The following is a 24,240-nucleotide window of genomic DNA, read 5'->3' as shown; positions in this document are numbered from 1 at the left end:
CTGGCGTGTCAGGTCCGCCCAATCGTCCTTCTGGTGCGGTATAACCGGGGGCGGACCGGGGAGGCGTGATGCGTGAGTCCGGCAGGGCCCAGGCCGCGGGGCGGGTCGCGGCGCGGGATCTGTTCGAGCGGGTGCGCCTGCGCTATTTCCATCTTCCCCCGGCCGTCCGCCGGGTGATGTACGCCTCGGTGCTGATCGGCTCCGTCGGCCTGGGCGCGGCCCTCGGCTGGGACCTCGCGCAGACGTTCCTCGTCACGCTGGCCCTGCTGGCCTTCGCCGCGCTCACCCTGCGCTTCCCGCGCGCCGCGGCCACCGCCGTGGTGGTGGTGGCCTGGGCCGTGCTGATGCCGGTGTTCGTGCTGCTGTTCCCGGTCGGCTCGCCCGCGCCGACGCTGCTGCTCGTGCTGGCCGTGCCGGTCGCCGCCGTCGCGCACCTGATCCGCTGGGTGCCGCCGTGGCTGACCGCCCTGCTGGCGCTGCTGCCCGCGGGCCTGCTCGCGGCGGCCGTGTCCCTGGTCTCCGACGTCACCGCCGTCTGGGTCGCGTACGGCGTGGCCGCCGCGGCGCTGCTCTACCGCTTCCTGCTGGCCCGCCGCGCCAAGGCCGAGATGACGGTCCAGGAGCAGGAGCAGCTACGCGTACGGGTTCGCGAGGGCAGGGCGGAGCCGCAGCACGACCGGGGCGCCGGGCCGCCCAGCATCTCCGTCGAGGACGCGCTGGGCGAGCTGGAGAGCATGATCGGCCTTTCCCCGGTCAAGGAGCAGGTGCGCTCCATCGCGGCCTCGATCGAGGCGTCCCGGCTGCGGGCCGAGGCCGGCTACACGGCCGGCCGGCCGACCCGCCACTTCGTCTTCTCCGGGCCGCCGGGCACCGGCAAGACGAGCGTGGCCCGCACCCTGGCGAAGATCTTCTACGCGTTCGGCCTGCTGGACACCCCGTACGTGGTGGAGGCGCAGCGCGCCGACCTGGTCGGCGAGTTCCTCGGCGCGACCGCGATCAAGACGAACGAGCTGGTCGACCGGGCCCTCGGCGGCGTGCTGTTCATCGACGAGGCGTACAGCCTGGTCAACTCCTCCGACGGGCAGCCCGACCGGTTCGGCGCGGAGGCCGTGCAGACCCTGCTCAAGCGGGCCGAGGACGACCGCGACCGGCTGATCATCATCCTGGCCGGCTACGAGCAGGAGATGGCCGGCTTCCTGGCCTCCAACCCGGGCCTGGCCAGCCGTTTCGCCACCCGGGTGCGCTTCCCCGGCTACTCTCCCACCGAGCTGGCCGAGATCACCGAGCTGCTCCAGCGGCGCCGCGGCGACACGATGTCCGGCGAGACCAGGGCCGCGCTGCTCGGCCTGTTCGAGGACGTGCAGCGGCGCGGGCTGGTGGACGAGCTGGGCAACGCCCGCTTCGCGCGCAGCCTGGTGGAGGCGGCCGCGCAGGCCCGCGACGTGCGGGTGGTGGGCGCGGGCGGCACCCCGACCACCGAGGACCTGGTGACCACCACCACGCCCGACGTGACCAAGGCGTTCAACGACCTGACCGCCCGTTTCCGCGGCCACGAGGCCACGCCGACGCTGGAGGAGGCGCTCGGCGACCTCGACCGGATGGCCGGGCTCGCGCCGGTCAAGCGGCAGGTCCACGCCATCGCCGCGCAGCTCCAGGTGGCCCGGATGCGGCAGGAGCGCGGCCTGCCCACGCCGCCGCAGACGCGGCATTTCGTGTTCGTCGGGCCGCCCGGCACCGGCAAGACGACAGTGGCGCGGGTCCTCGGACGGGTGTTCGCCGCGCTGGGGCTGCTCGCCCGCCCCGACGTGGTGGAGGCGCAGCGGGCCGACCTCGTGGGCCAGCACCTCGGCGCGACCGCGATCAAGACCAACGAGCTGGTCGACCGGGCCCTCGGCGGCGTGCTGTTCATCGACGAGGCGTACAGCCTGGTCAACCCCGGCTACTCCGGCGGCGACGCGTTCGGCGCCGAGGCCGTGCAGACCCTGCTCAAGCGCGCCGAGGACGACCGCGACCGGCTCGTCATCGTGCTGGCCGGCTACGAGCGCGAGATGGACGCCTTCCTCGCCACCAACCCGGGCCTGGCCAGCCGCTTCGGCCAGCGCGTCGCCTTCCCCAGCTACGCGCCGTCCGAGCTGTCGGAGATCGCGGTGCTGCTGGCGGAGAAGTCCGGCGACCGCTTCGACGAGGCCGCGCTGCGCGACCTCGACGAGGTCTTCGCCTGGGTGTGCGACGAGCGGCTGATCGACGGGCTCGGCAACGGCCGCTTCGCGCGGTCGCTGTTCGAGCGGGCGGCGATGCGCCGCGACGTGCGGCTGGCCGCGCTGGCCTCCCAGGGCGGCTCCGCCACCTCCGCCGAGCTGACCACGATCACCAGCGAGGACGTGCGGACCGCCGTGGACGAGCTCTCCGGCCGCTGAACTCCCCTCGTCGAACGCCGGTCGCCGAACTCTCCGGTCGTTCACCCGACACGTCCTGGCACCCTCCCCGTCGCATGGTGTAGCTATATGACTACGCATCGTGCGCTGGAGGGGGGAGGATGGCGGGATTCCTGGCCCGCAGGCTGCTCAACTATCTCGTGCTCGTCGCCGTCGCCGCGAGCCTGGCGTACATGCTGGCCGCCACCGCCCTCGACCCGCGCTCCAACTACGCCGACCGCACCCCCAAGCCGCCCCCGGCCGTGGTCGACGCCCAGCTGACCGCGCTCAACCTCAACGACCGGACCCCGCTGCTCCAGCGCTACGCCACCTGGGCGGACGGGGTGCTGCACGGCGACTTCGGCAAGACCGTCACCGGGTCGCCGGTCAACGACGACATCGGCCGCCGGGCCGGCGTCACGTTCCGCCTCGTGATGCTCGGGCTGATCTTCGGCAGCGTCGGCGGGGTGCTGCTCGGCGCCCTGGCCGCGGTCCGGCAGTACGGGTGGTTCGACCGCGCGTCGGCGGCCCTGTCGTTCGCGGTGCTCGCGGTGCCCGTGGTCGTGCTGGCCAACATGCTCATCCTGCTCGGCACCTGGGTCAACGACCGGCTCGGCACCCAGGTCTTCCTGGTCAGCGGCGAGTACAGCGGCGACCTCGACACCGGCTTCTGGGGCAACGTGCTCGACCGGATCCAGCACCTCATCCTGCCGACGATCTCGCTGTCGCTGGCGCTGGTCGCCGTCTTCAGCCGCTACCAGCGCAACATGATGCTCGACGTGCTCGGCGCCGACTACGTCCGCACCGCCCGGGCCAAGGGGCTGAGCAGGCGCGCCGCCCTGACCCGTCACGCGCTGCGCACCGCGCTGGTGCCGGTCATGACCTACTTCGCGTTCACGTTCGGCGCGCTGCTGACCGGCGCCACGTTCACTGAGAAGATCTTCGGCTGGCACGGGCTCGGGGAGCAGCTCATCAACTCCATCTTCACCAACGACGTCAACACCGTGGCGGCCGTCGCGCTCCTCGCCGCCGTGGCGGTGCTGTGCGCCTCGCTGGCCTCCGACCTGCTGCACGCCGCGCTCGACCCGCGGGTGAGAACCGGATGACGCTCCCGGAGGAGGAGCTGGCCGAGGAGCTGACACCCGGCCTCCCCGGCGGCGGGCCGCGCCGGGCGCCGTCCCGGGGCCGGGTCGTCGTCCGGCGGTTCCTGCGCTCCCGGCAGGGGACGGCCGGCCTGGCGGTCCTCGTGGTCATGTTCCTGCTGGCGTTCGCCGGGCCGCCGCTCAGCCCGTGGTCCTACACCGACCGCGACTTCACCGCGTTCCTCCAGCCGCCGTCGGCCCGCCACTGGTTCGGCACCCTGCAGACCGGCGCCGACGTCTACGCGGTGACGCTGCGCGGCATGCAGAAGTCGCTCGTCGTGGGCCTGCTCGCCGCGCTGGTCTCCACCGCGCTGGCCGCGCTCGTCGGGGCGTTCGCCGGTTACTTCTCCGGCTGGGGCGACCGGACCCTGACCTGGCTGACCAACCTGCTGCTCGTGCTGCCCGCGTTCCTCATCCTGGCGATTATGTCGCCGCTGTTCGGTGAGGGGACATGGGTGTTGTTCGTGCTCATGCTGGCGCTGTTCCTCTGGATGGTCACATCCAAGATCGTTCGCGGCATGACGATCTCGCTGAAGCGGCGGGAGTACATCCAGGCCGCCCGGTTCATGGGCGTGCGCCCGGTGACGATCATCTTCCGGCACGTGCTGCCCAACCTGTCGTCGCTGCTCATCGTGGACGCCACCCTCAACGTCAGCGCGGCCATCCTCACCGAGACCTCGCTGTCGTACTTCGGCTTCGGCATCCAGCCGCCCGACGTGTCGTTCGGCACGCTCATCGCCGACGGCTCCAAGACCGCCGTGTACGCGCCGTGGACGTTCTGGTTCGTGGCCGGGCTGCTCGTCGTCACCGTGCTGGCCGTCAACCTCGTCGGCGACGCCCTGCGGGACGCCTTCGACCCCACGTCCACGAGGCCGCGATGACACCCGCCACAACGCCCCTCCTGCAGGTCCGCGAGCTCGACGTCTCCTTCGGCGGCGTGCCGGCCGTGCGCGGCGTGTCCTTCGAGGTGCGGCCGGGCGAGGTCCTCGGCGTCGTCGGCGAGTCCGGGTCCGGCAAGTCGGTCACCGCCTCGGCCGTCATGGGGCTGCTGCCGCCCTCCGCCCGGGTCTCCGGCTCGGTGCTGCTGCACGGCAGGGAGCTGGTCGGAGCCCGTGACAAGGACCTGAACGGCCTGCGCGGGCGGACCATGTCGATGGTCTTCCAGGACCCGCTGTCCGCCCTCACCCCCGTCTACCGGGTCGGCGACCAGATCGCCGAGGCCGTGCGCGTCCACCAGCGGGTCACCAAGGAGCAGGCCCTGGTCAAGGCCGTGTCCCTGCTCGACCTCGTCGGCATACCCAACCCCGCCGAGCGGGCGCTGGCCTTCCCCCACGAGTTCTCCGGCGGCATGCGCCAGCGCGCGATGATCGCGATGGCCATCGCCAACGACCCCGACCTCATCATCTGCGACGAGCCGACGACCGCGCTCGACGTCACCATCCAGGCGCAGGTGCTGGAGGTGCTGAAGAAGGCCCGTGACGAGACGGGCGCCGCCATCATCATGATCACCCATGACATGGGCGTGGTGGCCGGGTTCGCCGACCGGGTGCTCGTCATGTACGCGGGCCGGCCGGTCGAGGTGGGCGGCGTGGACGACGTCTACTACCGGCCCGGCATGCCGTACACGGTGGGGCTGCTCAGGTCGATCCCGCGGGTCGACCGCGGCGCGCGGCGGGCGCTGGAGCCCATCGAGGGCGGTCCGCCCTCGCCCGCGGCGCTGCCGCCGGGCTGCCCGTTCGCGCCGCGCTGCCCGCTGCGGATCGCCGACTGCGACGAGGCGGAGCCGCCGCTGTTCGAGATCGGCCCCGGTCATCTGGCCGCCTGCATCCGGTGGGAGGAGGTGGTCCCGGCCCCTGCTGAGGCGCCGCCCGGCCCCGAGCCCGCGACCGTGGCCGTCCCGCGCGGTGAGCCGGTGCTGCGCGTGGAGGGCCTGGTCAAGGACTATCCGCTGATGCGCGGCGCCGTGTTCAAGCGCCGCGTCGGCACCGTACACGCCGTGGCCGGGGTCGGTTTCGAGATCCGCGAGGGCGAGACGCTCGGCCTGGTCGGCGAGTCGGGCTGCGGCAAGACCACGACCCTGCTGGAGATCCTGGAGCTGGCCAGGCCCCAGGAGGGACGGATCGTCGTGTTCGGCCACGACACCGCCCGGCTCGGCGCGGCCGAGCGGATGGCGGTCCGGCGCGACATGCAGGTCGTCTTCCAGGACCCGCTGGCCTCGCTCGACCCCCGCATGACCGTCCACGACATCGTCGCCGAGCCGCTGCGCACGCACGGCGGCACGGAGCCGCGGGGGAGCGCCGGCCGGCGCGTCGCGGAGCTGCTCACGCTCGTCGGCCTGGCGCCCGAGCACGCCGAGCGCTACCCGCAGGACTTCTCCGGCGGCCAGCGGCAGCGCATCGGCATCGCCCGCGCCCTCGCGCTGGAGCCCCGGCTGCTGGTCCTCGACGAGCCGGTCTCGGCGCTGGACGTGTCCATCCAGGCCGGAGTGATCAACCTGCTCGCCGAGCTGAAGGCCAGGCTCGGCCTGTCGTACCTGTTCGTGGCGCACGACCTGGCCGTGGTGCGGCACATCGCCGACCGGGTCGCCGTCATGTACCTCGGCCGCATCGCCGAGATCGGCTCCGTCGACGCGGTCTACGACGCCCCCGCCCACCCGTACACCCAGGCGCTGCTGTCCGCCATCCCGCTGCCCGACCCCGTCCGCGAGCGCTCGCGCAGGCGGATCCTCCTCGAAGGTGACCTCCCCAGCCCGGCCGATCCGCCGTCGGGCTGCCGCTTCCGCACCCGGTGCCCGAAGTTCCGCGCGGTGCTGACCGAGACCGAGCGCACGCTCTGCGTCGAGGTGGAGCCCGACGTGCTGCCCGTGGGCACGCCGGCCGGCGACCAGGGCGCGGCCTGCCATTACGCGGAGAAGCTCGAAGTCGTCTAAACCAGGAGAACCCGATGCAGGCACCACGCCCGGCCAGAGTCGCCCGGACCGCCGTCGCCCTGACCCTCGCCCTGTCCGCGCCGCTGACGCTGTCCGGCTGCGGCGGCGGACAGGGCGCTGGAGGCGGCCCCGGCGACGAGACCGTCCGGGCCGTCAAGGCGTACGACATCAACCCCCAGCCGCGCGAGAAGGTCAAGGACGGCGGCACGCTGCGCTGGGGGGTCAACGAGTTCCCCGCGCAGTGGAACCGCAACCACGTCGACGGCAACCTCGCCGTGGCCGCCGTGATCAGCAACGCCCTGCTGCCCGCGCCGTTCCTGTCGGACCAGAAGGCGGTGATCAGCCCCAACCCCGACTACGTGCTCGACGCGAAGCTCACCTCGCGTGAGCCACGGCAGGTGGTCACCTACCGGCTCAACCCGAAGGCCCGCTGGTCCGACGGCAAGCCCATCACGTGGGCCGACTACGAGGCCCAGTGGCAGGCGCTCAACGGCAAGGACCCGCGCTACCGCATCGTCAGCTCCACCGGCTACCAGGACATCCAGAAGGTCGCCCGGGGCAAGGACGACTACCAGGTGGTGGTGACCTTCGCCCGGCCGTTCGGCGACTGGCAGTCGCTGTTCGGGCCGCTGCTGCCCGCCTCGGCCAACCGCACGCCCGACGCGTTCAACAACGCGTGGCTGAACCGGATCCCCGTGACCGCGGGGCCGTTCCGGCTCAAGGGCTTCGACCAGACCGCCAAGACCATCACGCTGGTCCGCGACGACCACTGGTGGGGGCAGCGGGCCAAGCTCGACCAGATCGTCTACCGCGCCTCCGAGCAGGACTCCCTGATCGGCGCGTTCGGCAACGGTGAGCTCGACGTCGCCGACATCGGCCCCTCCGCGCCCGACTACGCCCGCGCCCGCGCCACCCGCAACGCGCAGGTGCGCCAGGCGGCCGGCCCCGACTTCCGGCACATCACCTTCAACGGCTCCAGCGACCTGCTGCGCGACCAGCGGGTCCGCCAGGCCGTCCAGCTCGGCGTCAACCGCCAGGCCATCGCCCAGTCCGACCTGCAGGGCCTCGACTGGCCGATCGCGCCGCTCGACAACCACTTCTTCATGAACACCCAGGAGGGCTACCAGAACAACGCCGGCCCGCTCGGCGCCTACAACCCGGCACGCGCCAAGCAACTCCTCGACGAGGCCGGCTGGAAGCAGTCCGGCGCCGTACGGCAGAAGGACGGCAGGCCGCTGGCGCTGCGCTTCGTCGTGCCCTCCGGCGTGCAGGTGAGCAAGTCGGAGGCGGAGCTGACGCAGAGCATGCTGAGCCAGATCGGGGTGCGGGTCTCGATCCAGGCCGTGCCCGGCGACGACTTCTTCACCAAGTACGTCATCCCCGGCAACTTCGATCTGACCGCCTTCGCCTACATCGGCACCCCGTTCCCGGTGTCGAGCAGCTACGGGATCTACGCGAACGCACCGGACGGCAAGACGTGGAACGCCAACTTCGGGCGGACCGGGTCGAAGGCCATCGACGACGCCATGAACAAGGCCGGCCAGAGCCTGGACCCGGCCCGCGCCCGGGCCGCCACCAACGAGGCCGACCGGCTCATCTGGGAGGAGGTCAACGTCCTGCCGCTCTACCAGCGCCCGCAGAACGTCGCCGTGCGCGCCGACCTCGCCAACGTGGGCGCCCGCGGCTTCTACGACCTGCGCTACCAGGACATCGGCTTCACCCCGTGACCCGGGCCGGCTGAGGCGACGGGGCCGCAGCGAGACTGTCGGCGGCGTCCGGTAGAACGGTCCGGTGACGACTTCGCTGACCTGGCCCCAGATCCTCGCCTGGCGTCTGCGCCGGCAGTTCGTCGCCGGCCCCCGTCCCAGCGCCGAGCCGGACGTCGTGGCGGTCGCCCGGCGGCTGTGCGGGGTGCAGGCGCAGGTGGCCTCGTCGGCGCGGCTGGCCGTGGCCGTCAGGAGCGCCCGCCCCGACCCGGCCGAGCCGGACCGGGCGCTCTGGGACGCCCGCACCCTGGCCAAGACGTGGGTCATGCGGGGCACCCTGCACCTGGTGCCCTCCGACACGCTGCCCGACCTGTGCTCGGCGCTCGGCACGCTGCGCTTCTGGGAGAAGGGGTCCTGGCAGCGCGGCCACGGCGTCACCGCGGCCGAGATCGAGGCCGTCATCGACGCCGTGCCGCGGGCGCTGGGGGACAAGCCGCTGACCCGCGAGGAGCTGGTCGACGCCGTCGTCGAGGTGACCGGCGACGGCCACCTCAGACAGGCGCTGACCTCCGGGTGGGGCGCCCTGCTCAAGCCGCTCAGCCGCCTCGGCGAGCTCTGCTACGGGCCGCCGCGCGGCGGCAGGGTCACCTTCGCCGCCCCGAGCCGCTGGCTGCCCGGCTGGCCCGCGGAGCCGCCGCCCCAGGAAGAGGCCGGGGTGCGGGTGGCGCGGGCGTTCCTCGGGGCGCACGGGCCGGCGACGCCGGAGATGTTCGACAAGTGGCTGTTCGGCGGGGTGGCGCGCAAGGCGGTGCTCAAGGCGTGGTTCCGCGACCTCGCGCCCGAGCTCACGGAGGTGGACGCCGGTGACGGCCGCACGCTGCTCGCGCTGACCGAGCACCTCGACGGACTGGCCGCCACCCGGCCGTCGGAGGAGGTCCACCTGCTGCCGGGCTTCGACCCGTACATCCTGGGCGCGCCCCGCGACCTGGAGCCGCTCATCCCGGCCGCCGTCAAGGCGAAGGTCAGCCGCCAGGCGGGCTGGATCTCACCCGTCGTCCTGTACGGCGGACGGGTGGCCGGCGTGTGGCGGCCGGAGCGCGGCCGGGCCGTGGTGGAGCTGTTCGAGCCGGTCCCCGGCGCCGCCCTGGACCAGGCCGTCGCCCTCGTGGAGTCCCGCCTGGCCGCGGCCCCGGCCGAGACGGCCGAGGAGGCGGAGGCCTGACCGCCCGAAGGCACGGGTCTGCGAGACTTGCGGCATGCGGCGTCCCTTCACCCAGGTCGATGTGTTCACCTCCGTTCCGTACCGGGGCAACCCCCTTGCCGTCGTCCTCGACGGAAAGGGGCTGACCACGGAGGAGATGCAGCGCTTCGCCTGCTGGACGAACCTGTCGGAGACCACGTTCGTGCTGCCGCCCGACGACCCGGCCGCCGACTACCGGGTCCGGATCTTCACCACGACGTCCGAGCTGCCCTTCGCCGGCCACCCCACGCTCGGCACGTGCCACGCCTGGCTCGCGGCCGGGGGCACGCCCAAGGCCGCCGGTCCGCCCGAGGCCGGTGAGCCCGAGGCCGGTGAGATCGTGCAGGAGTGCGGCGCCGGGTTGGTCCGGGTGCGCAGGACGGAGGACGGGCTGGCGTTCTCCGCGCCGCCCCTGATCCGGTCCGGGCCCGTGGAGGAGGCGTTCGCCGCGCACGTGGCGGCCCTGCTGCGCGTCGACCGGAGCGAGATCGTCGACATCGAGTGGGCCGACAACGGCCCCGGCTGGGTGGCGGTACTGCTGCGCGACGCCGACGCCGTGCTCGCGGTGGAGCCGGGGCTCGTGGACTGCTTCATCGGCGTGGCCGGCCCGCACCCGGAGGGCGCGCCGTACGCGTTCGAGATGCGGGCGTTCTGCCCGTTCGACGGCGGCACCGTCGAGGACCCGGTGACGGGCAGCCTCAACGCCTCGGTGGCCCAGTGGCTGCTGCGCACCGGCCGGGCGAGCGCGCCGTACGTCGCCGCCCAGGGCACGCGGCTCGGCCGGTCGGGGCGGGTGCACATCACCACCGGCGACGACGGCGGCGTCTGGGTGGGCGGCTCCACCGTCACGTGCGTCACCGGCCAGGTGGAGCTCTGACCTTCGCGGCCCGGCCGGATCAGGTGACGCGGCGGGTGGTGAAACGGACCGCGTCACCCGGCCTGAGCTGGGCGGCCACCGCCAGGTCGGCCGTCACCACCACCGCGATCACCGGGTAGCCGCCCGTCGGCGGATGGTCGGCGAGGAACACGATCGGCTGCCCGCTCGGCGGCACCTGGAGCGCACCGGCGACCATGCCCTCGCTGGGCAGTTCCCCCTCCCGCGCCCGCGCCAGCTCCCGGCCGTTCAGCCGTACCCCGACGCGGTTGCTGTCCTGGCTGACCACGTACGGCCGCTCGCACAGCGCCGCCAGCGCGCCCGGGACGAACCAGTCGTCGCGCGGCCCCGGCAGCACCCGCAGCACGGCCGGCCGGGGTCCGCGCGCGGGCGCGAGGTCGGCGACGATCGGCTCCAGGCCCGCCACGGCGCCCACGGGCAGCACCGCCCCGGCCCGCAGCGGCTCGGGCCCCAGACCGGACAGCGAGTCGGTGGAGCGGCTGCCGAGCACCGGCTCGACCGCCACGCCGCCGCGCACCGCCAGGTAGGTCCGCAGGCCCCACGCGGGCGTCCCGAACCGCAGCTCGCTCCCCGCCGGGACCCAGAACGGCACCGCGGCGCCGGCGGCGGGCGCGCGCCACCCGCTCATGCGCCCCTCCGCGCCGGACAGCGCAGGGGCGGGCACGGCCGTGAGCGGGCAGGGGGCGCCCGTGACGGCGACCCAGGCGCCCGCGTGGAAGGCCAGGCGCGCCCCGCCGTACGTCAGCTCGATTCCCGCCAGCGCCTCCGGGTTGCCCACCAGGCGGTTGGCCAGCCGCAGGGCGTCCGCGTCGGCCGCGCCGGAGCCGGGCACGCCGAGGTGGGCGAGGCCCGGCCGCCCGAGGTCCTGGACCGTCGCGTACGGCCCGGGCGCGACAACCTCGATCATGCCCGTTCGAACCTGACCCGCGTGCCCGGCCGGAACGGCGAGGGCGGCTCGGCCGTGACGTCCCACACCCGCAGCGACGTGCGGCCGAGCAGCCGCCACCCGCCGGGCGAGGCGCTCGGGTAGACGGCGGAGTACGGGCCCGCGACCGCGACCGAGCCCGCGGGCACGGACGTGCGCGGCGTGCCGAGCCGCGGCAGGTGCAGGGCCGGGTCCAGGCCGGTGAGGTAGGCGAAGCCCGGCGCGAACCCGAGCCAGCCCACCACCAGGTCCCGCCCGGTGTGCCGGGCGACCACCTCCTCGGGGGAGAGCCCGGACAACTCCGCGACGGACGCCAGGTCCTCGCCGTCGTAGACGACCGGGATCCGCACGAGCCCTCCGGCGTCCCCCGCCGCGACGCCTCCGGCGTCCCCGATGCCCGCCTCACCCAACAGCCGTTCCAGGGCGGCGCGCAGCCGTCCCCGGTCTGCGCCGGGAGCCACCACGAGCACCGTCTCCGGGCCCGGCACGATCTCCACCACCCCGTCCGGCCGGTCGGCCCGCAGCAGGGCGTCCAGCCGGTGCGACACCTCCAGGGCCCCGGTCTCCACGAGCAGCCCGTGCTCCCCGGCCCCGCGGATCACGCGAACGCCTGCAGCACGACCCCGGCCTCCAGCAGCCCGTCGCGAACCGCCCGCGCCAGCCGTACCGCGTCGGGCGTGTCGCCGTGCACGCAGATCGAGCGCGCCGGCACCGGCACGGCGCTGCCGTCCACGGCCGTCACCGCGCCCTCCACGGCCATCCGCACGGCCCGCGCCGTCACCGCCTCCACGTCGTGGACGACGGCTCCCGGCTCGCGGCGCGGCACGAGCGTGCCCGCCGGCGTGTACGCCCGGTCGGCGAACGCCTCCGTGACCGTGGAGACGCCCGCGGCGGCCGCCACGGCGTGCACCGCGGACCCCGGCAGCGTGAGCAGCGGCAGCGACGGGTCGTAGTCGGCGACCGCGTCCACGACCGCGGTCGCCTGGACCTCGTCGCGGACGATCCGGTTGTACAGCGCGCCGTGCGGCTTGACGTACGAGACCCGCCCGCCCATCGCCCGCGCAATGCCGTCGACGGCGGCGAGCTGGTAGAGCACCTCGGCGCACAGCTCCTCCGGCTCGACGTCCATCTCCCTGCGACCGAAGTGGGCGAGATCGCGGTAGGACACCTGGGCGCCGATCGACACGCCGCGGTCGACGGCCGCCGCACAGGTGCGCCTGATCGTCACCGGGTCGCCGGCGTGGAAGCCGCAGGCCACGTTCGCGCTCGTGACGACGTCGAGCAGCGCGAGGTCGTCGCCGAGCCGCCAGATCCCGAAGCCTTCGCCCAGGTCGGCGTTGAGGTCGATCACCATGGACCCATCATGGCGGCATCGCCGGCGCGGCGCGACGAACAGGGCCCGAGCCGCCGTGCCGGCCTGGCCGCCCCGAATGCCGGAAGGTGCTAGAACTCGTCCGGGATGTCGGCGATGTCGTCCAGGGCGGCGGCCAGCTCGTCGGGGTCGCCGCCGATGCGCTCGGCGATCTCGATGAGCACGTGCAGCACGTCGTGGCGGTCGTGGCCCAGGTCGAGCAGCCGCTGCGCCGCCTCCCAGAGCTGCGGGGGGTCGCCCTCCCACAGCCGGGTGGCGATCTCCTCGTGCCAGGCCAGGTGCTCCTCGTCCATCGCGCCGACGTGGTCGATCTCCAGCAGCGCCCGCCGGTCGGCCTCGTCGGCCGGGTTGAGCCGGTCGAGGTCCACCCCGTTGTGGAAGCCCTGCAGGAACGGGAACGCGAACGCCCGCCGCGCCAGCGCCGACAGGTCGCCGTCGGGCAGCAGCCGCTCCAGCAGCGGCCGGTCCAGCCCGAACGAGGTCGGGTCCCGGTACGCCTCGGGGAACTTGCCGATCGCCTCCCACACGGCGTCCAGCGTGGCCCGCAGCCCCTCCTCCGGCAGCCCGGAGCGGCGCGCCGCGAACCGCACCCACGCCGCCAGCACGTGCGGCATGGCCTCCTGCTCGGCGGTGCTCAGCATGACCTTGCGCGGCAGCCAGTCGAGCAGGAACGTCTCGCACTTGGTCGGGCTGACCCGCAGCGGCCGGCTGAAGTCCTGCTCGCAGCCGTACTCGATGATGTGGTCGGCGCAGCGCGAGGCCGCCGACGGGTCCGAGAGGTGCTCGGCCGCGTCGGAGGCCAGGAACTCGGCGGCCAGCATGGCCCGCCGCTCCCGGCTGTAGGGCGCCTCGATGTGCAGCGGCGCCGGCCGCTTGCGGCCCGGCGGCAGCGCCTTCAGGCGGGCGCGGGCGAAGGCGTGGTAGGCGCTGTAGCTGTCGCTGACGGGCGGCGGCGTCTTCGGCTCGCTCGTGGCCTTCATCGCCGACTCCAGCAGCGCCCTGGCCTGCTGCGGCTCGATCTCGCCGAACACCAGCATCGGGTTGCCCGCCGCCTCGGCGCGGGCCTCCTCCAGCAGCTTGTCGACCTGGGAGGAGACCCAGGCGTCGCGCGCCATGCCCGACATGTTGTGGTCGACCACCATGACCAGCGCGTGCCGGTCCTGGCCGCCCGCGGGCGTCGCCGGCGCGTCGCCGCGCTCCGGGCCGCCCTCGCCCCACCGGTAGGCGAACGTGCAGATCACCGTGTCCTGGTCGCCGTACGCGTCGCGGGAGACGTAGCAGCCGGTGGGCTTGACCGCCCCCACCCGCTCGGCCCAGCCGGGGCGCGCCACGCCCGACTCCATCATCGCCAGCGCCGCGCCCTCGGCCTTGGCGCCCTGGCGGGCCGTGCCCAGGTAGGCCAGGCAGATCAGCAGCGTCAGGGACGCCGGGGTGCCCCCCTTGGCGGCGTAGTCGACCAGCCCCTCACCGAGCACCTGCTCGACGTCTCCGCCCCTGACCCGCCGTCCCCACCAGGCGCCGATCATGTCGGAGACCATCAGCTCCGCGTCGAGCGGGCTGCGGACGGCCAGCAGCTCGCGAGCCGCCTGCACCATCTCCTTGAAGACATCGTCTGGGGGGGTGCTCTCCCGGGGATCTCGTCGGTGTCGGCGCACGCCCTCACTCTCTCGCATTCCAGGCTGAAACGGTGCGTAGAACGCGGCCCGGTGACCCCGATGTTATCGGGGACTCTGTGGCGGCGGGGCGGAGTTGACGATCGCGAGCAGGTGCTCGCGCGCGACGCGCTCCACGATCTCCGGAGTCGCCGCGATGCCGAGGTGGTCGGCGCACGCGCACACGTCGGCCACGCAGCGGTCGATGGTGTCCGTGGGCACTGTCAGGAATTCCTCGGCCAGGCGGTGACTGACCGGTTCCCTGAGGAAGCGTGTGGCCAGAGCGAGCATAGGTGTGAGATTCCTCTGGATGCCCAGGGGCAAACCCCCAGGAATGGACTCAGGGCGACTTGCGCTCCCATTCCATCTTTTCTCGGGCCTGTGTCAAGCCTCCACTACGGTTGTGTTCGCATCCCCGCAAGCGCTTTCATGCGAAGCTGTTCCCATGCGCATCCAGCTCGCCCAGCGGACGGAGGCCGACGACCTGCTCGGCCGCAGTCCGCTCGCCCTCCTCATCGGCATGCTGCTCGACCAGCAGATCCCGATGGAATGGGCGTTCACGGGCCCGTACACCATCGCCCAGCGGCTCGGGCACGACCTCACGGCCGAGGAGATCGCCTCCTACGACCCCGAGGCGTTCGCGGCGCTGCTGGCGGAGAAGCCGGCGGTCCACCGCTACCCCTCCTCGATGGCGGCGCGCGTGCAGAGCCTGGCGGCCTACCTCACCGAGCAGTACGGTGGCGACCCCGAGAGGATCTGGGCCGAGGCGGCGGACGGCAAAGAGCTGCTGAAGCGGTTGCAGGCTCTTCCCGGTTACGGCAAGCAGAAAGCCCAGATATTTTTGGCACTGCTCGGCAAGCAACTGGGGGTCCGGCCGCCCGGCTGGCGGGAGGCGGCGGGACCGTACGGCGAGGAGGGATCGTTCCGGTCGGTGGCGGATGTGGTCGACGCCGACACGCTGGGCCGCGTGCGGGCCGCCAAGCAAGAGGCCAAACAGGAGGCCAAGGGGTCGGCGCGGGCCAAGTAGCCTGATCTTGCTGCGTAACGTGGAGCGATTTTGACAGGATGCGTTGACCGTATGGCCTGCGGGGCTTCCGTCCGCGCATGCCCATCGCCGATGATGTACAGCAGGATCCGGTCGCCCGGAGCTGCGCTACGCCGATACACAGTTATGGAGATGTGCCGCGTGGGAGACCCTGGCACGCGACGGAGGTGCCGACCATGAGCGCCGAGACCTCCGTTCCCCGTCCCCGGGAGTCGGATGTGGACATCTCAGACTCCGCCCTCTTCGGGGGCCTGCTGTCGGAGGCACAGTACGCCTTCGCGTTCTTCGACCCCGACGGCCGGGTCCAGCGGGTCAACGACCTGTTCACCGACGTCGTCGGCGTGCCCGCCGAGCGGCTCGTCGGCCGCGTGCCGGTCGATGCCCTGGCCGCCGACCTCAGCCAGCTCATCACCCACGCGGTGCAGGGCGTCATCGAGAGCGACGCGCCGGTGAGCGAGAGCCGGGTGCGGGTCCGCACCCCCGAGGGTGAGAACCGCCACTGGTCGCTGTCGTTCTCGCCGGTCCACGACGAGGCGGGGGAGCTGCGCGCCGTCGCCCTGGTCGGGCTCGACGTGACCGAGAGCCGCCAGACCGAGGAGGACCTGCGCCGCAGCGAGGAGCGTTACCGGTCACTGGTCGAGGCCCAGTCGCAGCTCGTCTGGATCACCTCGCCCACCGGCACGGTCGTCGAGGACGCGCCGCAGTGGCGCGCCATCACCGGGCAGGGCCTGGAGGAGTACCTCGCGCACGGCTGGCTGGAGGTCGTCCACCCCGAGGAGCGCCGGCAGACCGAGGAGGCATGGAAGGAGGCGCTGCGCGGCCGCACCATGTTCGAGTGGAACTACCGCGTGCGCACCCGGGCCAGCGGCTACCGCCACTTCGAGGTCCGCGCCGTGCCCATCATCCGGCACGGCCGCGTGGTCGAGTGGGTCGGCGCCAACACCGACGTCACGCCGCAGCGCGAGGCCGAGGAGATGCGGGGCCGCCTGACCGACCAGCTCGGCGCCGCCGCGCTGCGCACCGCCCGGCTCCAGGGCGCCACGGCCATACTGGCCGAGGCGCTCACCGTGGAGCAGGTCGTGCAGGTCATCATCGACGTGGGCCGCACCGCGCTGGCCGCCGACCGCTCGGCCGTCGCGCTGCTCGACCCCGACCGGGCCGCGCTCAAGCTGATCAACGGCGAGGGCGTCCCCGAGGCCGCCGGCGCCCCCGGCGAGGAGATCCCGCTCTCCCACACCAGCGTGCTCACCATGGCCGTCAACAGCCGGCGGCCGGTGTTCGCCGAGTCGCCCGACAGCCTGCGCTCGCAGCTCCTGGAGGCCGGCGGCGACGAGCAGGTGCTCGCCAACTACTTCACCAACAGCGACGAGCGGGCCTGGGTGGGCCTGCCGCTGCTGGCGGCCGGCCGGGCCCTCGGCGCGCTGCGCTTCTCCTTCACCAGGCCGCAGAAGATCTCCCAGGAGGACGGCGTCTTCCTGGAGGCGCTGGCCGGGCAGTGCGCGCTCGCCGTCGAGCGGGCGACGCTGTTCGAGCGGGAGCACAAGACCGCCGAGACGCTCCAGCGCAGCCTCCTGCCCGACCGCCTGCCGGTGGTCAAGGGGCTGGAGCTGGCCCAGCGCTTCCGCTCGGGCAGCCGCCACGTGCAGGTCGGCGGCGACTGGTACGACGCGTTCGTGCTGCAGGACGGCCGGGTCGCGGCCGTCGTCGGCGACGTCATGGGCAAGGGCGTCAAGGCCGCCGCCGGCATGGGCCGCATCCGCAACGCCATGCGCGCCCTGGCGCTCACCAACCCGCCTCCCGCGGCCGTGCTGACCGGTCTCGACCGGGTCTTCGACGCGACCGAGGAGGAGGAGCAGGTCACGACCCTCGCGTACATGGTGGTCGAGCCCGTCACCGGTGAGGGCACGCTGGCGCTCGCCGGTCACCCGCCACCCGTCCTGGTCTCGCCCCAGGGCACCGCGATGCTCTGCGACGCCACGCCGGGGACGCCGCTCGGCTGGCCGACGAGCCGCCGGCAGTACCGGTTCGTGGTGCCGCCGGGTCACACCGCGGTGCTGTACTCCGACGGTCTGGTGGAGAACCGGAAGCGGGGGCTGGACGCCGGTCTCGCAGAGATTTGCAGTGTTGTGACCGAAGCGCCGCCTGAGGTCGTCAGTAGTCCGCACATGTTGCTGGATTTCCTGGTTGACCGGATGTTGTCGGGATATGAACAGGATGATGACGTTACCGCCCTGGCCATCCACGTGCCGCCCGCCACGAAGAGTGACTGAATGAAACAGTCATAAGGGTTGCTTTCGGGTATCAGTGGCGCGCTTACGTACGCACTACTGCCTTGGTCGGCCTAGGGTGGAGGTCAACCGCCGGGAGGTGGCCGTATGGAGTGCGAGGTCGTGCCACAATGCTGGGCAGGTCCGTCGCGGTCCGCACGGCCTCACCGATCTCCGAGAGAGGCAACAGCCCCCCAGCGGGCATCTGGGTCCATTGTCGCCACGCGTTCGTTCGAGAGGTGTTCGTGTCGCCTGCAAGTTCGACTCGCTCGAAGCCACAAGAGCTGAACGAGCCCGTCATTCAGCGACTGCTCGAGCGTGGGCGCTCGCAGGGTTTCCTCGAGTCCGAGGATGTTCGCCAGGCCTTCGAGGAGGCGGACATCCCCATGTCACACGCCGCCGCGTTCTTGCGGAACCTCAGCAAAGAGGGCGTGACCGTGGTGGTGACCGCCGCGGATTCGGCTGCGCCGAAGAAGTCTCGGGGACCAGCAAAGCGCCGCACCGCCGCCCCCGTCAAGACCAAGACCGCGGCGGCCGCCAAAGAGCAGCAGCCTGAGACCGTGACCGCGGTCGTGGGGGCGGCCGAGGCCGCCGAGCCCGCCGCCGCGGCCAAGAAGCCGGTCACCGCCAAGCCCGCCCCGCCCAAGCCGGGTCCCACCAAGAAGGCCGCCCCCGCGGCGGCCAAGAAGGCGGCACCGGCCGCCAAGAAGGTCGCGGCCGACAGCGCCGGGCCTGCCACGACCAAGCCGACCTCTCCGGAGGGCGTCGACGACGACGAGGACATCGAGCTCGACGGAGACGTGGAGCTCGAGGACCTCGAGGACATCGTGGTCGAGGACGACGAGATCGTCGCCGAGGCCGAGCCGGAGACCGACGAGGACACCGACGAGGAGCCCAAGGTCGCCGAGGTCGCCGCCGTGGCCGCGACGGAGAAGAGCGAGGACGAGGTCCTCATCCTCTCCGACGACGACGATGACGCCCCGGTCGCGCAGGTCGCGGCCGCCGGCGCCACCGCCGACCCGGTCAAGGACTACCTCAAGCAGATCGGCAAGGTCCCCCTGCTCAACGCCGAGCAGGAGGTCGAGCTGGCCAAGCGCATCGAGGCCGGCCTGTTCGCCGAGGAGCAGCTCGGCAGCGGCGAGGCCGACGGCCTGCCGGTCGACGTCCGCGCCGAGCTGGAGTGGATCGCCGAGGACGGCCGCCGGGCCAAGAACCACCTGCTGGAGGCCAACCTCCGCCTGGTGGTCTCGCTGGCCAAGCGCTACACCGGCCGCGGCATGCTGTTCCTGGACCTGATCCAGGAGGGCAACCTCGGTCTGATCCGCGCGGTGGAGAAGTTCGACTACACCAAGGGCTACAAGTTCTCCACCTACGCCACCTGGTGGATCCGGCAGGCGATCACCCGGGCCATGGCCGACCAGGCGCGGACCATCCGCATCCCGGTCCACATGGTCGAAGTGATCAACAAGCTGGCCCGTGTCCAGCGGCAGATGCTGCAGGACCTCGGCCGCGAGCCCACGCCGGAGGAGCTGGCCCGCGAGCTGGACATGACCCCCGAGAAGGTGGTCGAGGTCCAGAAGTACGGCCGTGAGCCCATCTCCCTCCACACGCCGCTGGGCGAGGAGGGCGACAGCGAGTTCGGCGACCTCATCGAGGACTCCGAGGCCATCGTCCCGGCCGACGCCGTCAGCTTCACGCTGCTGCAGGAGCAGCTGCACTCCGTTCTCGACACGCTGTCGGAGCGCGAGGCGGGCGTCGTGTCCATGCGGTTCGGTCTCACCGACGGTCAGCCGAAGACCCTCGACGAGATCGGCAAGGTCTACGGGGTGACGCGCGAGCGCATCCGGCAGATCGAGTCGAAGACCATGTCCAAGCTCCGCCACCCGTCTCGGTCCCAGGTGCTGCGCGACTACCTGGACTGACCGTATGGCGGCCGTACCAGCCGCGAGAAGCCCCGCACCGTTCCCGGTGCGGGGCTTCTCGGCGTCTCGGGCGCGTCAGGGCAGATGCACGTCGAGGGTCCAGGGGCGGGTGGAACGGGCCGGCTCCGTCAGGTCGACGGTGTGGCCGAGGGAGCGGAGGAGTCCGGCCAGCTCGCCGGGCGTCTCCGGGTCGGCGCCCGAGACGAGCAGGGCGCGGGCGATCTCCCCGCGGGTGGCCTTGGCCATGTGGCTGACGACCTTGCCGCTCCGGAACACGCGTACCGCCACCGAGCGGTCTCCCGGCTGCCAGGCGCCCGCGTACGTGGCCGAGCGCAGGTCCACGACCAGTCCTCCGGGGAGGGGATCGAGCTGGCGGGCCACCAGGGGCCGCCAGAAGGCCGCCAGGCCGCCCAGGGGAGGCAGGTTGACGCCCATCGACAGCCGGTAGGGCGGCACCCGGTCGGTGATCCGCAGGACGCCCCACAGGCCCGAGAAGATCAGCACCGCCTCCTCGGCCCGCTTCCTCGCCTCGTCGTCGAGGGTGGCCAGGCCCAGGTTGTCGTACAGGACGCCGGTGTAGAGGCCGGCGGCGGGCAGCGTGGGGGCGGTCCTGATGGCCAGGTTCCTGGCCGTCTCGCCCGCCAGGCCCGGGGTCAGGCCCAGCACGTCGAGGGCGTCACGGCGCTTGGAGGCGCGCAGCAGCGCGGTGAGCACCCGCTTGCGCGGCTTGTCGAGGGCGGGGAAGGACAGCTCACCGACGGGCGGGCCACTGCCCTCGGACGCCTTGCTCTCGGACGGCGGCAACAGGATCAGCACGATGCCACACCCTATAAGCCCAGGCCAGCGGTCGCTTCCGCGGGCGCTGCATGCTTCCCCCTCGTAGGGGAGGTTCATCTTTGTCCTATACGGCAGGCACGGGAGGGCCCACCCGCCGTACGGGGCTGAGGACCTCCAGGGAGACGCCCGCTGACCCGCACAGGGCGAGCCGCCGTCACGCCGCACCTGAGCCATGCCCTTCGGCGACTCCGTTCACCTCCAGAGCCGCCTCGTCGTCCGGGCCCCGGGCCTCCCCGCCGCTCCCAGACCTCCGAGTCGTTCGGGGTGGTCGGGTGGATAGCCTGCGCTGATGGATTTCGACAGACTTGTCCACGAAGCCTGGCCTGCGTTCGAGCGGCAGCCGTATGGCGACTGGATTCTGCGCTACGCCGACGGAGTGACGAAGCGGGCGAACTCGGTGCTTCCCCTCGGCCGGCCCGCCGACCTGGGAGCCGCCATCGGCGCCGCCGAGGAGTTCTACACCGCACGAGGGACGCGCACCGCCTTCTCGATGGGGCCCGGCGCGGTGCCCGAGCTCGACGCCGAGCTGGACCGCAGGGGCTACGAGGTGGTGGACCCGACCGCGGTCATGGCGCGCTCCGGCGACACGCCCGGACCCGCGCACCGGGTGCGGATCGAGGAGCACCCCTGGCGGGCGTGGGTGGACACGTGGTGGGCCGTGGACGGCCGGTACGCCGAGGGCCGGCAGGCGGCTGAGCGGATCTGCGCGGGCGTGCCGGCGTGGTATGCGGCGGTCGAGGAGGACGGCGTGCCGCTCGCCGTGGGCCGCGCCGTGCCGCAGGGTGACACGCTCGGGATCTTCTGCATGGCCACGCTGCCGGAGGCCCGCCGCCGCGGGCTGGGCCGCAGCGTGCTCCGCGCACTGCTGCTGAGGGGCGGGTCGCGGCCGGCGTACCTGGTGGTGACCCGCCGCAACGAGACCGCCCAGGCCCTCTACGCGAGCGAGGGCTTCACCTTCCGCCAGGGCTACCACTACCGCGTCCGCTGACTCGGACGCCCTACCCCCGCGTCTCCTCACCCTTGCCCGTACTGCCGGTGCGCGGCCGTACTTCCGGCACTTGTCCGTGCTGACGGTGCTCGCCCGTACTGCCGGTTCTTGTCCGCGTTGCCGGTGCTCGCCCGTACTGCTCGTGTTCGCCCCTCCTCCCCGGCTCCCTGCTGGAACGCGAAACGGCGGCCCCGGGCATGCCGGAGTCGCCGTTTCGCGCTTGTGCGTTATGTGGTTATCTCGTCACGACGGGCGCCGGTCAGCGCTCGTCGTTGTGGGCAATTACAGGGGTTTCGCTGAGCCGTGCCGACTCGTCCAGGATGTCGGCACCCTTTTCGCGCAGCGCCGCAATGTGCTGACGCCCGTGGTGGGCACAGAACAGCAGCTCCCCACCCACAGGCAGGGTCGCGCGAATGTAGGCCTGGGCACCGCAACGGTCGCAGCGGTCGAGGGCCGTCAGCGGCTTAACGGGGGCGAGAGCTCCAGTCACGTATCGCCTTTCGGGTCACCCCCGCCGAAGCGAGGATCTGGCGTCAGTCACTTGGAACAACATCTAACCGGACGTGGACGTTCCCAACCGCCGCCTCGCTACGCCCAGAGCGGAATGTGTCCGAAAGTAATGACGATCAGGCCGTTGGTAACGGCAAACGTGACCGCATGGCAAGCTTGGACGCGCGCACGTGCGCAAGTACGCCTACGCAGGAGAAGGACGGTAGGCTGCGCACAGGTGTTCGATGACCAACCCGGAGGAGCTGGAGTGACCCTAGTGGAGGCCGGTTACACGGCTCGTCACCTCTCGGTGCTTGAAGGGCTCGAAGCGGTCCGCAAGCGTCCGGGCATGTACATCGGGTCCACCGACAGCCGCGGGCTCATGCACTGCCTCTGGGAGATCGTGGACAACGGCGTCGACGAGGCGCTGGGGGGTCACTGCACCCGCATCGAGGTCGAGCTGCACGCCGACGGCTCCATCGAGGTGCGCGACGACGGCCGCGGCATCCCCGTCGACATCGAGCCCAAGAGCGGCCTGGCCGGCGTGGAGCTCGTCTACACCAAGCTCCACGCGGGCGGCAAGTTCGGCGGCGGCTCCTACGCCGCCTCCGGCGGCCTGCACGGCGTCGGCGCCTCCGTGGTCAACGCGCTGTCGTCCCGCCTCGACGTCCAGGTCGACCGCGACGGACGCGTCCACGAGATCAGCTTCCGCCGGGGCGTGCCCGGCGTGTTCGACGGCGACGGGCCGACGGCCAAGTTCCGCAAGAAGTCCGGGCTGCGCGACGGCGGCGGGCTGGCCCGCGCCGTCACCGGCACCCGCGTCCGCTTCTGGGCCGACAAGCAGATCTTCCTGCCCGACGCCGAGGTGTCGCTGGACGAGATCCACGTCCGGCTCCGCCAGACCGCCTTCCTGGTGCCCGGCCTCACGCTCGTGGTCATCGACAGCCGTCACGAGGAGCGGGTGGAGGAGGAGTTCCGCTTCGACGGCGGCATCTCCGAGTTCACCGAGTTCCTGGCCCGCGACGAGGCCGTGTGCGACGTGCTGCGCCTGCAGGGTGTCGGCCACTTCCACGAGACGGTGCCGGTCCTCGACGACCAGGGCCACATGACGCCCACCGAGGTCGAGCGGGAGCTGACCGTCGACGTGGCCGTGCGCTGGGGCCGCGGCTACGAGTCGACCGTCCGCTCGTTCGTCAACGTGATCGCCACCCCCAAGGGCGGCACCCACATCACCGGCTTCGAGCGCGGCCTGGTGCGCACGATCAACGAGCAGCTGCGCGAGACCCGCCTGCTGAAGAACGGCGACGACCCGGTCACCAAGGAGGACATCCTCGAGGGCCTCACCGCGGTCGTCACCGTCCGCGTGCCGGAGCCGCAGTTCGAGGGCCAGACCAAGGAGGTCCTCGGCACCTCCGCGGCCACCCGCATCGTCTCCCATGTGGTCTCGCGGGAGCTGAAGGAGCTGTTCGCCAACCCGCCGCGCGGCTTCAAGCAGCCGCTCCGGGCCGCGCTGGAGAAGATCGTCGCCGCCGCCAAGGCGCGCATCGCCGCCCGCGAGCACCGCGACAACCAGCGCCGTAAGAGCGCCCTGGAGAACTCCGCGCTGCCCGCCAAGCTCGTGGACTGCCGCAGCGACGACGTCGACCGCAGCGAGCTGTTCATCGTCGAGGGAGACTCGGCGCTGGGCACGGCCAAGCTGGCCCGCGACTCGGAGTTCCAGGCGCTGCTGCCGATCCGCGGCAAGATCCTCAACGTCCAGAAGGCGTCGATGAGCGACATGCTCAAGAACGCCGAGTGCGCCGCCATCATCCAAGTCGTCGGCGCCGGCTCCGGCCGCTCCTTCGACATCGAGGCGGCCCGCTACGGCAAGGTCATCCTCATGGCCGACGCCGATGTCGACGGCGCCCACATCCGGTGCCTGTTGCTGACGCTGTTCCACCGCTACATGCGGCCCATGGTCGAGGCCGGCCGCGTGTTCGCCGCCGTCCCGCCCCTGCACCGGATCGAGCTCACCAACCCCGGCAAGGGCAAGGAGAAGTACATCTACTGCTACTCCGACGCCGAGCTGCACAAGGTGCTGCGCGACCTGGAACGGCGCGGCAAGCGCTGGAAGGACCCGGTGCAGCGCTACAAGGGTCTGGGCGAGATGGACGCCGACCAGCTGGCCGAGACCACCATGGACCCGCGCCACCGCATCCTGCGCCGCGTCCGCATCGAGGACGCGGAGGGGGCCGAGGGCATCTTCAGCCTCCTCATGGGCAGTGACGTGGCGCCGCGCCGCGAGTTCATCGTCAGCAGCGCGGCGGAGGTCGACCGCGACCACATCGACGCCTGACCGCTCCCTGCCGTCCATGAAGACGTCCTCATGGACGTCCATGAGGACGTCCGGGAGCCGTCCGGGTCACCCTGACGGGGCG

19 protein-coding genes are annotated in these 24,240 nt (G+C 72.5%); 12 read left to right on the top strand and 7 right to left on the bottom strand.

Annotated features, from left to right (window positions below; translation table 11 throughout):
• Positions 1–68: 68 nt before the first annotated feature.
• From MTP10_RS22595 to MTP10_RS22565, 7 genes are all read left to right on the top strand, one after another.
• Positions 69–2,417 (top strand): AAA family ATPase, encoded by a 2,349-nt coding sequence (locus MTP10_RS22595; protein WP_310711563.1) that lies wholly within the window; start codon positions 69–71, stop codon positions 2,415–2,417.
• A 119-nt stretch (positions 2,418–2,536) separates the two neighbouring features.
• Positions 2,537–3,520, top strand: coding sequence for an ABC transporter permease (locus MTP10_RS22590; protein WP_310711562.1), 984 nt, complete (start codon positions 2,537–2,539; stop codon positions 3,518–3,520).
• Positions 3,517–4,437 carry an ABC transporter permease gene (locus tag MTP10_RS22585; protein ID WP_310711561.1) on the top strand — a complete coding sequence of 307 codons (921 nt, stop codon included), beginning with the start codon at positions 3,517–3,519 and terminating at the stop codon, positions 4,435–4,437. Before MTP10_RS22590 ends, MTP10_RS22585 begins: the two co-directional genes overlap by 4 nt.
• Complete coding sequence (locus tag MTP10_RS22580; RefSeq protein WP_310711560.1) at positions 4,434–6,485, top strand: ABC transporter ATP-binding protein; 2,052 nt, start codon at positions 4,434–4,436, stop codon at positions 6,483–6,485. The genes MTP10_RS22585 and MTP10_RS22580 overlap by 4 nt, the downstream gene beginning before the upstream one ends.
• Before the next feature lie 14 nt (positions 6,486–6,499).
• On the top strand, positions 6,500–8,212 hold the full coding sequence (locus tag MTP10_RS22575) for an ABC transporter family substrate-binding protein (protein WP_310711559.1): 1,713 nt from the start codon (positions 6,500–6,502) through the stop codon (positions 8,210–8,212).
• 64 nt (positions 8,213–8,276) lie between these two features.
• Positions 8,277–9,413: a winged helix DNA-binding domain-containing protein gene (locus tag MTP10_RS22570; RefSeq protein ID WP_310711558.1), complete on the top strand. Its 1,137-nt coding sequence runs from the start codon at positions 8,277–8,279 to the stop codon at positions 9,411–9,413.
• A gap of 34 nt (positions 9,414–9,447) precedes the next feature.
• Positions 9,448–10,308 carry a PhzF family phenazine biosynthesis protein gene (locus tag MTP10_RS22565; RefSeq protein WP_310711557.1) on the top strand — a complete coding sequence of 287 codons (861 nt, stop codon included), beginning with the start codon at positions 9,448–9,450 and terminating at the stop codon, positions 10,306–10,308.
• Between the two features lie 19 nt (positions 10,309–10,327).
• Here MTP10_RS22565 and MTP10_RS22560 read toward each other — a convergent pair whose 3' ends face one another.
• The 5 genes from MTP10_RS22560 to MTP10_RS22540 form a co-directional block, all read right to left on the bottom strand.
• Positions 10,328–11,233, bottom strand: coding sequence for a biotin-dependent carboxyltransferase family protein (locus tag MTP10_RS22560; RefSeq protein ID WP_310711556.1), 906 nt, complete (start codon positions 11,231–11,233; stop codon positions 10,328–10,330).
• Positions 11,230–11,853 (bottom strand): allophanate hydrolase subunit 1, encoded by a 624-nt coding sequence (locus MTP10_RS22555; RefSeq protein ID WP_310711555.1) that lies wholly within the window; start codon positions 11,851–11,853, stop codon positions 11,230–11,232. Before MTP10_RS22555 ends, MTP10_RS22560 begins: the two co-directional genes overlap by 4 nt.
• Positions 11,850–12,605, bottom strand: a complete 756-nt coding sequence (locus MTP10_RS22550) for a 5-oxoprolinase subunit PxpA (protein ID WP_310711554.1) — start codon at positions 12,603–12,605, stop codon at positions 11,850–11,852. The genes MTP10_RS22555 and MTP10_RS22550 overlap by 4 nt, the downstream gene beginning before the upstream one ends.
• A gap of 89 nt (positions 12,606–12,694) precedes the next feature.
• A complete protein-coding gene (locus MTP10_RS22545; RefSeq protein WP_310711553.1) occupies positions 12,695–14,218 on the bottom strand; it encodes a hypothetical protein in 1,524 nt (507 codons plus the stop codon).
• A gap of 123 nt (positions 14,219–14,341) precedes the next feature.
• Positions 14,342–14,566, bottom strand: a complete 225-nt coding sequence (locus tag MTP10_RS22540) for a hypothetical protein (RefSeq protein ID WP_310711552.1) — start codon at positions 14,564–14,566, stop codon at positions 14,342–14,344.
• Between the two features lie 154 nt (positions 14,567–14,720).
• On the opposite strand from MTP10_RS22540, the gene MTP10_RS22535 reads away from it, so the two are divergent.
• The 3 genes from MTP10_RS22535 to MTP10_RS22525 all read left to right on the top strand — a co-directional run bounded on the left by MTP10_RS22535 (position 14,721) and on the right by MTP10_RS22525 (position 19,509).
• Positions 14,721–15,302: an HhH-GPD-type base excision DNA repair protein gene (locus MTP10_RS22535; protein WP_310711551.1), complete on the top strand. Its 582-nt coding sequence runs from the start codon at positions 14,721–14,723 to the stop codon at positions 15,300–15,302.
• Between the two features lie 194 nt (positions 15,303–15,496).
• Positions 15,497–17,590 (top strand): SpoIIE family protein phosphatase, encoded by a 2,094-nt coding sequence (locus tag MTP10_RS22530; protein ID WP_310711549.1) that lies wholly within the window; start codon positions 15,497–15,499, stop codon positions 17,588–17,590.
• A 242-nt stretch (positions 17,591–17,832) separates the two neighbouring features.
• Positions 17,833–19,509 carry an RNA polymerase sigma factor gene (locus MTP10_RS22525; RefSeq protein ID WP_310711548.1) on the top strand — a complete coding sequence of 559 codons (1,677 nt, stop codon included), beginning with the start codon at positions 17,833–17,835 and terminating at the stop codon, positions 19,507–19,509.
• Between the two features lie 75 nt (positions 19,510–19,584).
• Here the strand turns inward: MTP10_RS22525 and MTP10_RS22520 are convergent, their stop codons facing one another.
• Positions 19,585–20,325, bottom strand: a complete 741-nt coding sequence (locus MTP10_RS22520) for a peroxide stress protein YaaA (protein ID WP_310711547.1) — start codon at positions 20,323–20,325, stop codon at positions 19,585–19,587.
• Positions 20,326–20,635: 310 nt separating this feature from the next.
• Between MTP10_RS22520 and MTP10_RS22515 the strand changes: the two genes are divergently transcribed.
• Positions 20,636–21,334: a GNAT family N-acetyltransferase gene (locus MTP10_RS22515; protein ID WP_310711546.1), complete on the top strand. Its 699-nt coding sequence runs from the start codon at positions 20,636–20,638 to the stop codon at positions 21,332–21,334.
• 259 nt (positions 21,335–21,593) lie between these two features.
• Here MTP10_RS22515 and MTP10_RS22510 read toward each other — a convergent pair whose 3' ends face one another.
• On the bottom strand, positions 21,594–21,824 hold the full coding sequence (locus MTP10_RS22510; protein WP_310711545.1) for a hypothetical protein: 231 nt from the start codon (positions 21,822–21,824) through the stop codon (positions 21,594–21,596).
• A 267-nt stretch (positions 21,825–22,091) separates the two neighbouring features.
• Between MTP10_RS22510 and MTP10_RS22505 the strand changes: the two genes are divergently transcribed.
• A complete protein-coding gene (locus tag MTP10_RS22505) occupies positions 22,092–24,158 on the top strand; it encodes a DNA topoisomerase IV subunit B (RefSeq protein WP_310711544.1) in 2,067 nt (688 codons plus the stop codon).
• Positions 24,159–24,240 lie beyond the last annotated feature (82 nt).

It is taken from the genome of Nonomuraea sp. 3-1Str (assembly GCF_031570565.1).
In the GTDB taxonomy this organism is placed as follows: Bacteria; Actinomycetota; Actinomycetes; order Streptosporangiales; family Streptosporangiaceae; genus Nonomuraea.
The sequence above is the reverse complement of the archived record's forward strand: the minus strand, read 5'-3'. Positions and strand labels throughout refer to the sequence as shown.

What these genes read in the sequence shown, in the direction of transcription:
- MTP10_RS22595 (WP_310711563.1), top strand. Translation starts at nt 69, where the DNA reads ATGCGTGAGTCCGGCAGGGCCCAGGCCGCGGGGCGGGTCGCGGCGCGG.
- MTP10_RS22590 (WP_310711562.1), top strand. Translation starts at nt 2,537, where the DNA reads ATGGCGGGATTCCTGGCCCGCAGGCTGCTCAACTATCTCGTGCTCGTC.
- MTP10_RS22585 (WP_310711561.1), top strand. Translation starts at nt 3,517, where the DNA reads ATGACGCTCCCGGAGGAGGAGCTGGCCGAGGAGCTGACACCCGGCCTC.
- MTP10_RS22580 (WP_310711560.1), top strand. Translation starts at nt 4,434, where the DNA reads ATGACACCCGCCACAACGCCCCTCCTGCAGGTCCGCGAGCTCGACGTC.
- MTP10_RS22575 (WP_310711559.1), top strand. Translation starts at nt 6,500, where the DNA reads ATGCAGGCACCACGCCCGGCCAGAGTCGCCCGGACCGCCGTCGCCCTG.
- MTP10_RS22565 (WP_310711557.1), top strand. Translation starts at nt 9,448, where the DNA reads ATGCGGCGTCCCTTCACCCAGGTCGATGTGTTCACCTCCGTTCCGTAC.
- MTP10_RS22560 (WP_310711556.1), bottom strand. Translation starts at nt 11,233, where the DNA reads ATGATCGAGGTTGTCGCGCCCGGGCCGTACGCGACGGTCCAGGACCTC.
- MTP10_RS22550 (WP_310711554.1), bottom strand. Translation starts at nt 12,605, where the DNA reads ATGGTGATCGACCTCAACGCCGACCTGGGCGAAGGCTTCGGGATCTGG.
- MTP10_RS22545 (WP_310711553.1), bottom strand. Translation starts at nt 14,218, where the DNA reads ATGGTGCAGGCGGCTCGCGAGCTGCTGGCCGTCCGCAGCCCGCTCGAC.
- MTP10_RS22540 (WP_310711552.1), bottom strand. Translation starts at nt 14,566, where the DNA reads ATGCTCGCTCTGGCCACACGCTTCCTCAGGGAACCGGTCAGTCACCGC.
- MTP10_RS22535 (WP_310711551.1), top strand. Translation starts at nt 14,721, where the DNA reads ATGCGCATCCAGCTCGCCCAGCGGACGGAGGCCGACGACCTGCTCGGC.
- MTP10_RS22530 (WP_310711549.1), top strand. Translation starts at nt 15,497, where the DNA reads ATGAGCGCCGAGACCTCCGTTCCCCGTCCCCGGGAGTCGGATGTGGAC.
- MTP10_RS22515 (WP_310711546.1), top strand. Translation starts at nt 20,636, where the DNA reads ATGGATTTCGACAGACTTGTCCACGAAGCCTGGCCTGCGTTCGAGCGG.